Source organism: Flavobacteriales bacterium, from assembly GCA_020435415.1.
Taxonomy (GTDB): domain Bacteria; phylum Bacteroidota; class Bacteroidia; order JACJYZ01; family JACJYZ01; genus JACJYZ01.
Window position 1 is genome coordinate 1 of sequence record JAGQZQ010000009.1, and the last position, 15,381, is coordinate 15,381.

At 46.9% G+C, this 15,381-nt stretch carries 18 protein-coding genes and 1 tRNA gene; 12 read left to right on the forward strand and 7 right to left on the reverse strand.

Translation table 11 applies throughout. From position 1 onward, the window contains the following. Positions 1-835, reverse strand: an 835-nt coding sequence (locus tag KDD36_02895; protein MCB0395572.1) for an NAD-dependent epimerase/dehydratase family protein, incomplete at its 3' end; no start/stop codon positions are given. A 109-nt stretch (positions 836-944) separates the two neighbouring features. Here KDD36_02895 and KDD36_02900 point away from each other — a divergent pair. Continuing rightward, complete coding sequence (locus KDD36_02900; protein MCB0395573.1) at positions 945-1,463, forward strand: acyl-CoA thioesterase; 519 nt, start codon at positions 945-947, stop codon at positions 1,461-1,463. Here the strand turns inward: KDD36_02900 and KDD36_02905 are convergent. After that, complete coding sequence (locus KDD36_02905) at positions 1,460-2,452, reverse strand: glycosyltransferase family 9 protein (protein ID MCB0395574.1); 993 nt, start codon at positions 2,450-2,452, stop codon at positions 1,460-1,462. The genes KDD36_02900 and KDD36_02905 overlap by 4 nt on opposite strands. 75 nt (positions 2,453-2,527) lie before the next feature. Beyond that, on the reverse strand, positions 2,528-2,935 hold the full coding sequence (locus KDD36_02910) for a hypothetical protein (GenBank protein ID MCB0395575.1): 408 nt from the start codon (positions 2,933-2,935) through the stop codon (positions 2,528-2,530). Positions 2,936-3,108: 173 nt separating this feature from the next. Here KDD36_02910 and KDD36_02915 point away from each other — a divergent pair, with 173 nt between their 5' ends. The 10 genes from KDD36_02915 (at position 3,109) to KDD36_02960 (ending at position 10,911) form a co-directional block, all read left to right on the forward strand. Continuing rightward, a complete protein-coding gene (locus KDD36_02915) occupies positions 3,109-3,876 on the forward strand; it encodes a TatD family hydrolase (protein ID MCB0395576.1) in 768 nt (255 codons plus the stop codon). After that, on the forward strand, positions 3,873-4,895 hold the full coding sequence (locus KDD36_02920) for an asparaginase (GenBank protein ID MCB0395577.1): 1,023 nt from the start codon (positions 3,873-3,875) through the stop codon (positions 4,893-4,895). The genes KDD36_02915 and KDD36_02920 overlap by 4 nt, the downstream gene beginning before the upstream one ends. Before the next feature lie 20 nt (positions 4,896-4,915). Continuing rightward, positions 4,916-6,952, forward strand: a complete 2,037-nt coding sequence (locus tag KDD36_02925; protein ID MCB0395578.1) for a tetratricopeptide repeat protein — start codon at positions 4,916-4,918, stop codon at positions 6,950-6,952. A 180-nt stretch (positions 6,953-7,132) separates the two neighbouring features. Beyond that, positions 7,133-7,223 (forward strand) — tRNA-Ser (locus KDD36_02930). A gap of 200 nt (positions 7,224-7,423) precedes the next feature. Continuing rightward, positions 7,424-8,167: a MotA/TolQ/ExbB proton channel family protein gene (locus KDD36_02935; GenBank protein MCB0395579.1), complete on the forward strand. Its 744-nt coding sequence runs from the start codon at positions 7,424-7,426 to the stop codon at positions 8,165-8,167. Between the two features lie 38 nt (positions 8,168-8,205). Next, on the forward strand, positions 8,206-8,649 hold the full coding sequence (locus tag KDD36_02940; GenBank protein ID MCB0395580.1) for a hypothetical protein: 444 nt from the start codon (positions 8,206-8,208) through the stop codon (positions 8,647-8,649). 3 nt (positions 8,650-8,652) lie between these two features. Next, positions 8,653-9,249, forward strand: coding sequence for a biopolymer transporter ExbD (locus KDD36_02945; GenBank protein MCB0395581.1), 597 nt, complete (start codon positions 8,653-8,655; stop codon positions 9,247-9,249). Then, positions 9,249-9,719 (forward strand): biopolymer transporter ExbD, encoded by a 471-nt coding sequence (locus KDD36_02950; protein MCB0395582.1) that lies wholly within the window; start codon positions 9,249-9,251, stop codon positions 9,717-9,719. Before KDD36_02945 ends, KDD36_02950 begins: the two co-directional genes overlap by 1 nt. Before the next feature lie 131 nt (positions 9,720-9,850). Then, positions 9,851-10,441, forward strand: a complete 591-nt coding sequence (locus KDD36_02955) for a biopolymer transporter ExbD (GenBank protein MCB0395583.1) — start codon at positions 9,851-9,853, stop codon at positions 10,439-10,441. Further along, on the forward strand, positions 10,441-10,911 hold the full coding sequence (locus KDD36_02960) for a biopolymer transporter ExbD (protein MCB0395584.1): 471 nt from the start codon (positions 10,441-10,443) through the stop codon (positions 10,909-10,911). Before KDD36_02955 ends, KDD36_02960 begins: the two co-directional genes overlap by 1 nt. 1 nt (position 10,912) lies before the next feature. Here KDD36_02960 and KDD36_02965 read toward each other — a convergent pair whose 3' ends face one another. Further along, entirely contained in the window at positions 10,913-11,851 is a 939-nt protein-coding gene (locus tag KDD36_02965; GenBank protein MCB0395585.1) for a CPBP family intramembrane metalloprotease, read from the reverse strand. A gap of 36 nt (positions 11,852-11,887) precedes the next feature. On the opposite strand from KDD36_02965, the gene dusB reads away from it, so the two are divergent. Beyond that, positions 11,888-12,874, forward strand: a complete 987-nt coding sequence (gene dusB / locus KDD36_02970) for a tRNA dihydrouridine synthase DusB (protein ID MCB0395586.1) — start codon at positions 11,888-11,890, stop codon at positions 12,872-12,874. Here the strand turns inward: dusB and KDD36_02975 are convergent. From KDD36_02975 to rbfA, 3 genes are read right to left on the reverse strand one after another with little or no spacing between them, the layout of a single operon-like run. After that, positions 12,865-14,103 (reverse strand): ABC transporter permease, encoded by a 1,239-nt coding sequence (locus tag KDD36_02975; protein ID MCB0395587.1) that lies wholly within the window; start codon positions 14,101-14,103, stop codon positions 12,865-12,867. The genes dusB and KDD36_02975 overlap by 10 nt on opposite strands. 47 nt (positions 14,104-14,150) lie before the next feature. Continuing rightward, complete coding sequence (locus KDD36_02980) at positions 14,151-14,957, reverse strand: methyltransferase domain-containing protein (GenBank protein ID MCB0395588.1); 807 nt, start codon at positions 14,955-14,957, stop codon at positions 14,151-14,153. A gap of 12 nt (positions 14,958-14,969) precedes the next feature. Continuing rightward, entirely contained in the window at positions 14,970-15,323 is a 354-nt protein-coding gene (rbfA, locus tag KDD36_02985; GenBank protein MCB0395589.1) for a 30S ribosome-binding factor RbfA, read from the reverse strand. Between the last annotated feature and the right edge of the window lie 58 nt (positions 15,324-15,381).

Genomic DNA, 15,381 nt, shown 5'->3' on the forward strand with positions numbered 1-15,381 from the left:
CAGGCCAGCTATCGGCGATTTTCTGGCGACGATCAGGTTCATAAATGACTTCAAAATCTGGGATATGTTTTTTTATTTCCCGGGCGATTTCACCAGGGGTAAAACTCATACTGGTAATGTTGTATGATGATCGGATCGATATCCTATCCGCAGGTGCATCCATTAATTCCAATGTGGCCCTGACTGCATCCGGCATGTACATCATTGGTAGCCGGGTATCTTCGTTAAGAAAACAGGTATAGGCCCGTGTTTTTACTGCCTGATGAAAGATGTGAACGGCATAATCGGTGGTTCCGCCGCCCGGCATCGTTTTACTTCCTACAATGCCCGGGTACCTCAGACCGCGAACATCAGCCCCGTATTTCTGATGGTAATATTCACACCATCGTTCACCGGCCAACTTTCCTATTCCATATACCGTATTCGGTTCGGTTATCGTGCGTTGTGCTGTTTGTTCTCGGGGTGTTGTCGGTCCGAAAACGGCAATGGAACTCGGCCAGAATATTTTTTGGATCTTATTCTCCCTGGCTAACTCCAGCACATTGAAAAGTCCCTCCATATTTAACTTCCAGGCCAGTTCCGGTTTCTCTTCCGCAACTGCAGAAAGCAACGCCGCGAGCAGATAAACCTGCGTTACATTATATTTCTCTACAACCGAATTTAATGCGGTCCTGTCCATGACATCCAGCAATTCAAACGGACCTTCCTCCGACCATGAACCTGCGGGCCTTATGTCCGAACAAATAACATTTTCAAGACCAAATTTTTGCCTTAACCCCGAAGCCATTTCAGCACCGATCTGACCGGAGGCACCAATAACAAGGATTCTTTCCATGAAAAGTTCTACTCTGTTTCAAAAACAAAAGTAGAATTTTATCCTCTACCATAAAACCTGATGATTGGCCGATTCTGATAACTTTGTGCACAGCCAATCAATTGAGACCATGAAAACAAAAACGCCCAAAGAATCGCTCACGATTCTTACAGAGATCGTGTTACCGAATGAAACCAACACGTTGGATAACCTGATGGGAGGTCAGTTGCTGCACTGGATGGATATCGCCGGTGCGATCGCTGCCCACCGCCATTGCCGGAGGGTTGTGGTTACCGCATCGGTGAATAATGTTTCCTTCGGCCAGCCCATTAAGAAGGGTGACATATTGACCATTGAAGCAAAAGTCTCCCGGGCATTCAAGTCATCAATGGAAGTCTTTCTTGAAGTATGGGTGGAAGGAACCGGTGAAAATAAAATCAAAGCAAATGAAGCCATTTATACATTCGTGGCCGTAGATCAGCGTGGAAGCCCCATTGAAGTACCGGAACTGACACCGGAAACGGAATTGGAAAAGGCCCGCTTTGATGGTGCACTGCGTAGAAAGCAACTCAGTCTGATTCTGGCAGGAAAAATGAAGCCGGATGATGCGACGGAACTCAAAGCGTTATTCTTTCCAAAGGAAGCCTAGTTCATTATATCCAGGCAAAATGTGGCAATGGCTTCGGTGTCCTGGTTCACCATGCATTTGAAATGCTTTTTCGGGCAGCTGTCAAAGCCGATCTTACTGCATGGTCGACATCTCAGTTCTTTTACTTCTGCTGAGAACCATGGGGTATTTGAATGTTTACCGTAGTATGGTCCCATTCCGAAAGCCGGAACCGTATTTCCCCATAATACCGCCATGGGAACCTGAAATGCCGCACCCACGTGCATCAGTCCGGTATCATGCGTAACCAGACAACGGGCATGCCTGACAAGCCGGGCGGATTCCATCAGACTTCGGTTTCCGCATGCATTGTATATTTCTGCTTGTGGCAACAGGTTCATGATGATTTCGGCCTTTTCGCTTTCCATTGAGCCACCTAGCAGAACGGTAGGTTTGTTGATCTTCCGGATAATCGCTGCCAGGCCTTCAGGTGGCATGCATTTTGTCTCATGCTGAGCCCCGATCACTACTCCGAGGTAACCATCGGAATACAATGGCGGTAAAATTTCCTCCGGTGTTGTTGTTGTCGGATCCAGATAAAAATCCAATCCATGATTGTCGGGTTTGACGCCAAGGCTTCTCGCAGCTTTAAAATAACGGTCTACAACGTGGATATCTGGCATCACATTAATCTTCCCTTGAACCAATAACCATTTGCGAATATTCAGTTTTGGAAATGAATGCGATTTGGATTTGACTGCCCGCTTTACCCTGGCCGAGCGAAAATTCTTATGGAGATCAATCACCAGATCATAATTTCCTTCGGTTAGCAGAGGTACAATCTCGGAAAGCGACTGGTCAAAATAATGGCATCTGGAAATATTAGGGTTCTCCCTGATCACGTCCAGAAACCGGCGTTTGGTCAGAAAGTCTATTTCAATATCCGGTCGTTGTTGCTTGATCGCACGGAGTAGCGGACTGGTTAACAGTACATCGCCAATGGAGCTCAGCCGGATGACAAGTATCTTCAAAATGTTGATTTTGTAGCCCAAAAATAAAAAAACCCCGATCCTTCCGGACCGGGGTTTTTTAACTTCTTATGCTGATTACTTTGCTACAAGCTGGGTTTGATCATTGTTACTGTCTTTGATCCACAGTTCTTTGCTTGTCAACCTGAGGATAGTCACTTTATCCGTGGAACTGACCGATCCGACAGTAGTTGTAAAAACAATTCCTTCCTTTTTATCGTCAAAGTCCCATGTAAAAGCAGTTGAAGATGCACCGCCATCAACCGAAACGGTTTGGTCCTCCTTTAGTTCATAAGTGTGCTTCGGACTTGGCGTTGACTCGTTTCCATTGCTGTCAATGTATTTGGACTCTTCCCAAACCCTTTGAATACGCGCCTTTTTGGACTTGAAGCTGATCATGGGACCTTCTTCATACTTCTTACATCCGGTAAACATGGCTCCGGCTACAAACACCAGGGCAAGGGCAAACTTTGATGCATTTCTCATGTTATGATAGTTTAGTTGGTTTGCAAATGTAGGAAATTAACGGTGCACAACCATTTCCGGGATATTATGGAATGTGATGTGATCATCACAATGCCTCATTTGTTTGCAAAGCTTATGCCAGATTTGCTATTCCTTATCAGGCATACTTGCATCAATAAAGCTATTTTTGCCCTATGATCCTGACCGATACCCATACCCATCTTTACCTGGATGAATTCAAGGATGATCTTGACGAGGTGTTGCAGCGTTGTGAAGAAGCGGGGGTGTCCCGGTTTTTTCTTCCTGATATCCACCCTGACCACACCGGGGCATTGCGTTCTCTTGTTGCCAGGGACCCGGACAAGTTTTTCCCGATGACCGGCCTGCATCCGTGTTATGTAGATCACGATTTTGAAAAACACACAGATCGGGTGATCTCCGACGCAAAAACGGGAAACTTCTGCGCCATCGGGGAGATCGGGATTGATCTTTACTGGGATAAATCCACCCTGGATATCCAGGAAAAGGCTTTTCGGAAGCAGGTCGAATGTGCATACGAAAACGGGCTCCCTATTGTGATACATTCCAGGGAATCCATAGACCTGATCCTTGACATCCTCTCGACCTACGATCACCGGAAGCTGAACGGCATCATGCATTGTTTTACAGGAACCATAGCTCAGGCAAACAGGGCGATATCGCTGGGTTTGATGTTGGGGATCGGCGGGGTTCTCACTTTTAAAAATGCCGGGCTCGATGCTGTGGTAGCTACCCTTGAACTCGAGCATCTTGTCTTGGAAACCGATTCACCTTACCTGGCCCCGACACCCCATCGCGGAAAGCGAAATGAAAGCAGCTATCTTCGTATCATTGCCGAAAAACTGGCAACCATCAAAGAAACTTCTTTGGAAGTGATTGCGGAGATCACCACAAGCAATTCAAAAAAGATATTCAACCGATGAGAAGATCTTCTCTTTTACTCATTTATACAGGCGGCACCATAGGCATGGTGACCGACGCCAAGGACGGCAGTCTGAAGCCGTTTGATTTTACGCATATCACTGATCAGATACCAGAGATATCACGGTTCGATCTCTCTATTTCTACCCATTCCTTCTCCAGGCCGATTGATTCATCCAACATGACACCGGAGACATGGATAGAACTCGCCCAAATCATTTATGATCAATATGACCGGCATGATGGGTTCGTCATACTGCATGGATCGGATACCATGGCATTCACCGCATCCGCACTCAGTTTTCTGCTGGAAGGGCTGAACAAACCGGTGATCCTGACCGGATCCCAATTGCCAATCGGCATCATTCGCACCGATGCAAGGGAAAACCTCGTGACTGCCATTGAGATCGCTTCCTCGCAAAATCCGGTCATCCCTGAAGTCTGCATCTATTTTGAATACCATCTATATAGAGGAAATCGCACCAGTAAGATCAATGCAGAAGAATTTGCTGCCTTCCATTCGTTTAATTACCACCCTCTGGCCACCGCTGGTGTGCATTTGCGATACAATAACAACCACCTTGAATCACCCGGCGAACGTAAGCTTGCCATTCATAAGAAGATGGACGCTTCGGTGGTAATCCTGAAGATCTTTCCGGGAATCAGGGAAGAGGTCGTGCACGCCATGCTAAATATACCAGGATTAAAAGGCGTGATCCTTGAGACATATGGCTCAGGCAACGCACCTACGGTATCATGGCTGGAGACCATGCTGACCGAAGCCGTAAATAAAGGTATTGTTGTCGTGAATGTGACGCAATGCCTTGGTGGTGCCGTAGAGCAGGGAAAGTATGAGACCAGTATTCACCTGGAAAGGGCGGGGGTTATCAGCGGGGGAGATATGACCACTGAAGCAGCCCTGACTAAACTTATGTTTCTGCTTGGCTCCGAACAGGATATTTCGGAGGTTGCTAAAAGAATCCGAACACCCCTGGCCGGTGAAATGACACCGGAAGATTAGGTGGTGAATTTATTGCCGGTATGAGCAAAAAGAAAAGACAGACTCCCAGGACTATAGACAAGCAGACAGATAGCGCTTCGTCTTCCACTATGCGGGCTTCGTATAAAACACCGGGCTGGATTATCTTTTTTGCTTCTGTTGTGGTCTATATCCACACCATCGGATTTGATTATGCGCTGGATGACAAACTCTACGTCACCCATAACCAATTTACCAAACAAGGGTTATCCGGTATAAAGGACCTGGCAACCAATGATCTTCTGGTGGGCTTCTTTGGCAAGGATAAAAAGCTGCTTTCAGGCGGACGTTATCGCCCATTGCCACTGATCACCTTTGCGCTTGAGGTGGAGATGTTCGGTCAAAATCCACACATCAGTCACTTCGTCAACCTGATATTATACGGTGCTACGTGTGTTCTGCTTTTTCTGATTCTCATAAAGATTTTTCCTCCGGAGAAAGAAAGGCATTGGGCACGCTCCCTGGCATTTGGCGCAACGCTGTTGTTTGCTCTTCACCCTCTCCACACTGAGGTCATTGCCAATATCAAAAGCCGGGATGAGATGATGAGTCTCCTTGGCGCATTGGGTAGTTTGTGGTTCTTGCTGCGCTATGCAGATACGCCTTCAACCAAAGCTTTGGGCTGGGCCTTTCTTTGTTTTACCTGTGCATTGTTCTCCAAGGAGTCCACCGTCACCATGCTTGGGGCAATACCTGTTACCTTGTTCTACTTCTCAGGGAAGGACCTGAAAACACAAGTAAGGATGGCGGCCCCCTTGTTTCTGGCCTTTGCCGGGTATATGGTAGTTCGGTTATCGTTATTGGAAGACAACACCCAGGAGGTTCATGAATTACTTAATAACTCTTATGAAGAAGCAACCGGTGCGCAAAAATATGCCACCATCTTTTATACGATGGGGCTATATATTAAGCTCCTGATATTTCCGCACCCTTTAACCAATGACTATTTTCCATATCATATTTCGCTGGTTAACTGGTCGCATCCGTTGGTGCTGCTTTCCCTGCTTATATATGCGAGCATGATTGTGGTGGGCCTTCGTGGTATACGCAAGCGTACCGTTGCCTCGTGGGCGATCTGGTTTTTTCTCATCACCTTTTCACTATTCACCAACCTGGTATTTCCGATCGGTTCGTTTATGAATGAGCGTTTCATGTATGTTCCATCCATTGCCTTTTGTGTGCTGGCAGCTTATACACTTGGCCCCGTATTGCGAAATCGATTTTCCACAGAAGCCGCACATCAAAAGTTCTATACTGCGGTAGCTGGAATTGTGTTGTTCGCATTCGCCATAAAGACCGCGCATCGAAGCAATGCGTGGAAGGACGACTACACTTTATCCATTACGGATGTGGCACTTTCACCAAACAGCACCAAGGCCAACATGTCGGCGGGAGCTGCCCTGCTTGAGAAGGCCAATGCGTTGCAGGATCAAAACCAACGTCATGCACTGGCCAACGAAGCCATAGGATACCTGAACCGTTCATTGCAAATCTACCCGAATTACAAACAACCCATGTTGCTTCTGGGGAATGCATATTATATGCTTGGACAATATGAAACGGCCTACCTGGGATACAGCAGGGCATTGCAGATGGATAACCAATTCAAGGATGCAAAAAACAATCTGGAGTTTCTGGGGGATACCACCTCAGGGGCCAGACAATTCCAGGTGGCGGAAAAATGTTATCTCACCCTGCTCCAATACACACCGGATGATGTAAGGGTGTATGGCAAACTCGGGCAGCTGTATGGCCGGGACCTCGGCGACATGGCCAAGGCGCAGAGCTACCTGGAAAAGGCCATGAACATTGATCCGAACAACAGTGACATTCTCCAGAAACTGGCCATTGTATATTCTTTGACTGGCAACAATAACGAAGCCCTGGAGACGTTTCTCAAAGCATACAGGCTGAATCCTAAGAATGCCCATGTACTAATGAACATAGGTATCACCTACCGCAATATGGGTGACGAGGCCAAAGCCACAGAGTACCTCAATCAGGCGTTTGAATTGAACCCCTCCTTACAGAAACGTTAAATAACAGGACAATTCTCAACCTGTTGTTTCGTCAAATTTCTCCACGCATTCCGAAGCAGGATATTGTAAATCCCGAAGAGCGGTTGTCTAATCTTGACACAAGTTGCTTGTTTGGGAAATAATATTTTTTGTAATTTGGCTGCCCTGTTACGATATCCCTTTACGGGATGTATACGAAATGGAGAGGTGGCCGAGTGGCTGAAGGCGCACGCTTGGAAAGCGTGTATACTCCAAAAGGGTATCGAGGGTTCGAATCCCTCTCTCTCCGCCAGCACAGATGCCGGGGACGAAAGAAGGGATAGGGCATCTGAAGTATTTTTTAATGTCAATTCGGGGTTGTTGCCGCATCTTTTTAAACCCTGATTTGATTCAAAGGATGGTTACATACGACAATTATTATATTTTTGGCATTCCCAAATCAAGTCTGAAACTAAGTTTTAAATTCTGAATAACCGTTAACCCTATTTACCCATGAGAAAGCTGTTTGCCTTTTTGTCTATCCTAGGAGTCTTTTTGGTTGGTATGACCCAAACCGTTATGGCACAGGATGAAGCTGAAGCCGCCGCCGATGGAGCTGCAGAACCCTCATTCCACCAAATCATTCTAGAAAAATTTGTTGAAGGTGGTCCCATCTTTATGGGTATCGTACTGTTGTGTCTGATCATCGGACTGGCCCTTTGCATCGAACGTATTATCTATCTGAACCTGTCAACGGCGAACAATGACAAACTTCTGAATGAGATCGAAGGAGCCCTTCAATCAGGTGGTGTGGAAGCAGCCAAGGAAGTATGCCGTTCCACCAAAGGCCCGGTAGCAAGTATTTTTTACTCCGGACTTGAAAAGGTGAATGAAGGTATTGATGTGGTTGAAAAATCCATCGTTTCTTATGGTGCTGTTCAGATGGGCCTCCTGGAAAAAGGCTTGTCCTGGATATCTCTCTTTATCTCCCTGGCCCCTATGCTTGGTTTCATGGGTACGGTAATCGGTATGATCGATGCCTTCGATACCATCCAGGCATCCGGTGACATTCAACCGAGCCAGGTAGCGGGTGGTATCAAGATCGCCCTGTTGACCACCGTATTCGGTCTGATTGTGGCCATGATCCTGCAAGTATTCTACAACTACATCGTTGCCAAAGTGGATTCCCTGGTAAACAACATGGAAGATTCTTCCATCTCTCTGGTGGACCTGCTGATGAGAAACAGCAGATCCTAATTCAACCCTTGTTGTTAACGTGACCTTGTGAAACGACTATGAAGAATCCAAATACAAAGTGGCTCATTTTCATCCCCCTGGTGATCTCCGTTATCAGTGCTATTCTGATCCTGGTGATGTTGTTCAAAGGTGATGATGCCGTGAAAGAAAATCCGGGAAGCACTGTGGTTCCTCTGTTCTACATCACTTATATAGTGCTGGCATTGTGTACCCTTGGTGCAATCGTGTTTCCGATCATTCAGATCATCCAACATCCGAAAAACATCAAGACCTACCTTATCAGTTTGGGTGCGATCGGTGTGGTATTTATTCTCTCCTATGTTATGGCATCCGATGTTGTTCCGGCCAAGCTGGCAACTGACCTGTCCATTACGTCCGGAGATATCAAATGGTCCGGTACCGGTCTGATCATGTTCTATATTCTGCTTGCGATCGCGGCGGTAGGTATTCTATATTCGGAAGTTTCCCGTTTGTTTAAATAAGCCATGGCCAGAAAAAGAAGACTACCACAGGAAATCAATGCAGGGTCGATGGCTGACATCGCCTTCCTGCTCCTGATCTTCTTCCTCGTGACAACGCAAATGAATGCAGACAAAGGATTGCTCCGTAAGCTGCCACCCATCGTTGAGGAAGAGAACCAGGATAATATAAAGATCAAAGAAAGAAATGTCTTTGTCGTGCTGGTAAACGCCAACGATCAACTGTTGGTGGAAGGCAAACTGATGGATGTTAAGAACCTGCGCCATGAGACCAAAGAGTTTATCATCCCATCCTGCGGAGACGAACTTCAACCGGAATGTAAAGACACGGTTCTGAGCGTACCCGGGGTTGGCCAGCGCAAGGTGATTCTTACCAAGCAGGTCGTCTCCCTACAGAATGACAACGGCACGAGTTACGATATGTACCTCCGTGTGCAGAATGAACTCATCGCCGCTTATAATGAGTTGAGGAATGAACTCGCCGAGGAATGGTACGGGAAAATCTTCGATAAACTTACCGACGATCAGGCATCCCCGATCAAAGTGGTATACCCACAAAACATTTCCGAAGCTGAACCCAAACAAGTAGGAGGACCACAGTAATGTCTAAATTCAAGAAAAAAGGCAGCAAAGAGGCTCCACCCATCTCAACAGCCTCTCTTCCTGACATCGTATTCATGCTCCTGTTCTTCTTCATGATCGCAACGGTGATCAGGGATACATCCATCCTCGTGGACCAGGAAATGCCTAAAGCCACAGAGATACAGAAATTACAGAAGAAGTCTCTGGTAAGTTGCATTTACATCGGACGCCCTATTAAGGAAATGCGTTCCAAATACGGGGATGAGCCGCAAATACAGCTCAATGATACCTATAAAACCCTGAATGACATCCCCGACTTCATCGCCAAAGAGCGTGAAGATAAGATCGAAGCACAGGTTCCGCAGATGACGACTTCTCTCAAAGTGGATAAAAAAGTGAAAATGGGCATCGTAACCAAGGTGAAACAGGAGTTGAGAAAAGTGAACGCACTCAAGATCAACTATGCCGCCACTGAGGACAACGACAGGTAAGTCTGCCGCTCAGATCGCATTTACAACAAATCATAACCCATACCCGACCGGTGAATAGTTAAGCCCTATCACCGGTCTTTTTTTGACATGAAGTCAGCCGTTTTTCGCGTTTGGTATGTAAAGCACACGCCATGCGAAAAACACGAAAACCTCCACAGCAGATCAATGCCGGATCGATGGCTGACATCGCTTTCCTGCTTCTGATCTTCTTCCTGGTGACCACCCAGATGAATGCTGATAGCGGATTGCTCCGGAAATTACCTCCGCTAAATACCGACGCCGAACCTCCCAAATTTCCCGAACGGAATGTCTTTGTCGTATTGGTCAATGCCAATGATCAATTAATGGTAGAAAATCAACACATGGACGTCAGTGAGCTTCGCGCTGCAACGAGAGAATTCATTCTTCCAGCATGTAACGACCCGGATCAGCCTGTATGCATGGATACCACGTTATACGTACCGGGTGCAGGACCCAAACAGGTGACCTTAACGAAACACCTGGTTTCTCTTCAAAATGACAACAACACCAGTTACGATATGTACCTGCGTGTGCAGAATGAACTCATCGCCGCTTATAATGAGTTGAGGAATGAACTCGCCGAGGAATGGTACGGGAAGGCCTTTGACAAGCTCACTGATGATCAGGCAGCGCCGATCAAAGTGGTTTACCCACAAAACATTTCCGAAGCTGAACCCAAACAAGCAGGAGGACCACAGTAATGTCTAAATTCAAGAAAAAAGGCAGCAAAGAGGCACCACCCATCTCAACAGCCTCTCTTCCGGATATCGTATTCATGCTCCTGTTCTTCTTTATGATCGCAACGGTGATCAGGGATACATCCATCCTCGTGGACCAGGAAATGCCTAAAGCCACTGAGATACAAAAGTTGCAACGTAGATCATTTGTCAGCAACATTTACATCGGACGCCCTATTAAGGAAATGCGTTCCAAATACGGGGATGAACCCCAGATACAGCTCAACGATTCCTACAAAAGCCTAAAGGATATTTCCGACTACATTGCCAATGAACGTGAACCGTTAACTGAGGCCCAGATCCCGTTGATGACCGTCTCACTCAAGGTAGATAAGAAAGTCAAGATGGGTATTGTGACCGAAGTGAAGCAGGAGTTGAGAAAGGCAAATTCATTGAAGATCAATTATGCAGCCACAGAGGATGTGAATCCATAACCTAATCCTGGAAAGTGATTTTGTTATCCCGCCGCTGACGCATAATCAGATACATCAAGCCAAGGGAGACCGCAAGTGAAACGGCCACCATACCCAGACTTACCGGGGCATGATCCATATTAAGCCATTCCTCTGAGATCGTCCCCCTGGCAGCCAGGAAGTATATGACAATGCCAAGTAGGTTGTTCGTGAAGTGTGCGGCAATCGGAAGCCATAACGATCCCGACCAGAGAAAAAGATAACCCAACATCGCGCCCAGGATCATCCTCGGAAAGAAACCGAAGAACTGGAAATGAAAAAAACTGAAGAGAATGGCCGTGGTCCAAACAGCCAGATGTGCCTTCCCCATTCCCTTCATCACCTGACGCTGCAGGATTCCCCGAAAGATCATTTCTTCTCCTATGGCTGGGATCAGTGCCAACAGGAACATATTTATGAGTAACATCCCTGTATCAGAAGTGAGGAGGATGGCCTTCGTCAGTTCTGCTGCTGAGTCCTCCATCACCCGTATGGTATTTTCCAGGGAGGCCATGCTTTCCGGTAACTTCAGCCCCGCATTCCATTCACCAACCCAACTCACAACGGGCTGTACACAGATCATCAACATGATCGCCACAATGATTAACCTGACATCGGGTTTGATGTCCAGACTCAGGTACCTGACAGGTGCCCGTTGTGCCAGATACCCAAAAAGTAATGCAGGGGTGATAAAAAGACCCAAATGCTGAAAAAGCAACAAGAGTTTATTGGCTTCAATGACTTCAGGCAGATCGTATCGGGTGAGTGTCGTCGTATCCATGAAAATGTTGATGTCCCAGATACTCCATATGGCCAGGCCAGCCAGGCCTATGAAGATGATCGCGCAACAAACCGAAAAAACAAGGAGTATAGCTACCTGAACAGGTGTGCCAAGTGACTTCAAAAGGTGTTTATCATTCATCCGCCAGGCATTTCTTACCTTTGCATTCTTGAGGAGATGGCAAAGATAGACAATATCGAATTAGGTGAATTTCCGCTGCTTCTTGCTCCTATGGAGGATGTAAGTGACCCACCCTTCCGTGCATTGTGCAAACAACATGGTGCGGACCTCATGTATACTGAGTTCATTTCATCGGAGGGACTGATCCGTGATGCTGCAAAAAGCCTCAAGAAACTGGATATCTTCGAAGAAGAACGTCCCATTGGCATTCAGATTTTTGGTGGCGAAATCGATTCGATGAGGCAGGCAACCGAGATCGCGGCAGCCGCAAATCCTGATCTCATTGATATCAACTTCGGTTGTCCGGTCAAAAAGGTGACATGCAAGGGCGCCGGTGCCGGTATTCTGAAGGATATACCAAGGATGGTAGAGATGACAAAGGAGATCGTGCAAGCCACCTCACTCCCGGTAACGGTCAAAACACGCCTGGGGTGGGATGAAAAAAGCATCCGGATCGTGGAAGCAGCCGAACGTTTACAGGATGTGGGAATTCAGGCCCTGACCGTACACGGTCGCACACGCGTGCAGATGTATAAAGGCGAGGCGGATTGGACACATATCGGAGCTATTAAGGAGAACCCCAGAATGCATATTCCGATCTTCGGAAACGGTGATGTGGACAGTCCTCAAAAAGCCCTCGATATGAAAAACCGTTTCGGGGTAGATGGAATCATGATCGGTAGGGCCAGCATTGGAAATCCCTGGATATTTAAACAAATCAAGCATTTCCTTAACACGGGTACCGAATGCGCGCGCCCTACGCTGGAGGATCGCATAGAAGCAGCACGCCAACACTTTCTTCATTCTCTCAGATGGAAAGGGGATAAACTCGGATTACTTGAAATGCGACGCCACTATGGTAACTACTTTCGCGGCCTGGATCATTTCAAAGCCTTTCGCCTTCGCCTGGTCACGTCCGACTCAACCGATGAGGTACTTGCAATCCTGAACGAGATCAGGGAACATTACACTGTTTACGCCTGAGGAGAAGACGCCCACAAAGCGTTCTTGTGAATACGTCGTGACGGTATCCATGCCGCCAACCATCCAATGCATGCCACGGTGATAAAAACCGAAATCATATCCCGAACCCGGATCTCGACCGGATAGGCTTCGATCACAAAGGTGCCGCTCCCTTCCAGTCCTACCACACCAAATTTGTACTGGATCCAGCATATGGCAAACCCCAGGAGAATTCCAAGTACACACCCCACAAGAGAGATCAACATTCCCTCCACCATGAAAATGCGTCGGATCATTTGTGCATCCGCTCCCATGCTCCATAGCGTGCGGATGTCTTTCTTCTTCTCAACGATCAGCATGGTGAGTGCGCCAATGATATTGAATGCACCGATGACCAGGGTAAAGGTCAGGATAAGAAATATGGCCCATTTCTCGGATTTCATGATTTTATATAGCACCGCATGTTGTTCAAACCTGTCGCGGATCTCAAAACCATCACCCAGCAGTTTGCGCAATTCCATTCTCACCTGTTCCGGGTCTGTGCCCTCCGTAAGACCCAACTCAATGGCATTCACCCGGTTTTCATACTGGGTAAGTTCACGGGCCATATCCAATGAGATCAGGATATATTTTGAATCAAAATCCTGTTGGATAGAGAATATACCCGATGGCATTACGTGCTTTATGTTAAACGCATTCTGGGCTGTCACCGCAATGCCCTTCTTGGTTTTTTTCGGAACATACAGGTTGATGGGACGAAAGACATTTCCCATGTGAATCGATAATGCCGAGGCCACACCATAACCCAGAACCGCCATTTGCTGTCCCTGCTCGGTAAGCACCAGGCTACCATCGACCATCATGCCCTCCATGTGACTGATCTTGAAAAATGCAGGAGTAACCCCCTTCATCGTTGCGATATACTGCTTGTCGTCATACTTGAGCAATACGTTTTCTTCGATCACAGGTGAATAAAATGCAACGCCCTTTATCTGGCGGATCTGCTCCTCCGGAATACTATCCAGATCGAATGATTTGGTTTGCACAGCGGTGATCTTCAGATCAGGGTCAAATGAATTGAACAGACTAACGATCAGGCTTTCAAATCCGTTAAAAACAGACAATACCGTAAAAAGCGCAGCGGTGAGGATGGTCATCACCAGAACGGAAATACCTGAGATCAGGTTGATCGCATTGTGTGATTTCCTTGAGAAAAGGTAACGGCGGGCGATATAGTATGGAAAATTCAATCCGAACTTATTTCTTTCCTGCAGGCCCGTGTGATGGCTGCGCGGCCTTATTTGTATGCTTTCACAATCAAACCGGATCCGGAACGATGCACCACGCCCATATCCAACATATTCAATACAAAGCTGACCGGGTACACGAACAGATAATACACCGGCAAGATGACAAAAAATAATTTGCTGTAGCCCAATAAAAGCATCGGGAGTTTGACAGAAAGTTTCCACGATAACCTACCCATGGTCCCGTAAGAGTATCTTGCCCTTACCCTGCTGAAACCTGCTGCTCTGAGTTTTTCCTGGATTTCATCAATGTTGTACCCTTCCCGAACTTGTTCTTCAATGAACCATGAACCTTCATTTCGCCCCTCATCCGAACCATTGATATCGGAGGGAGTGGAGACTAATAACATTCCCCCTTCTTTGAGAGAGTGCTGAAAATTGCGAAACACCTCCATATCATCGGCAATACATTCCATGACGTCAATTGACAGTATCAGATCAAAAGCGTTATCATGACGCATTTTCAAGAGATCTGCGGTTTTGAACAGAACCTGTTCTCTTCCAAGCCTTCGAAAAAAACCATTGCAGTCACAAACCTGTTCTTCTTTCACATCCACCGCCAGAATGTTCCACTCCGGTCGCATTCTGCTCAGAAAGTATGTATATTGACCGAATCCCGAACCCGCATCCAATACATGAACTTTATTGCCCGCCTTCTTTGCCCATTTTCGTAATTCGTATTGAACGTACCAGGATCTGAGAAGGAGAAGATCAAGCAAATGGTAAAACAATTTGCGGAGCCATGGCGAACGGTTAAAAAATTCGCCCAGGTTCTTCTTTATCGGATCGTAGCGCATACTGGTGTAGCGTTATAATCCGGAGGGACCGGAAAGCAACTGATCTATCCGCTCCGCATAGTCCAGGGAATCATCCAGGAAAAAGGTCAGCTCGGGAATCTTCCGTACCTGATGGCGAATGCGTTGTCCAAGCATCTTTCTGTACACGTACGCTTCCTTGTTGATATCGGCAATGAGCGCCTGCTTGTCCGCCACATTAAAAATGCTGAGGTAGACCCTTGCAAGGCCCATATCCGGGGTGATCCGGACCTGGGTAACCGTGATCATACCCTTGGAAGCGGTAAGCTTCTTTCCCTCTACAATGAACAGTTCACCCAACTCTTTTTGGATCATCCTGGCCATTTTTTGCTGTCTCGTCGAGTCCATACGCGGCAAAGGTAAGAAAGATTGGCAAGGCCAGCGCCTTTCGTATCATCCAGGAAGG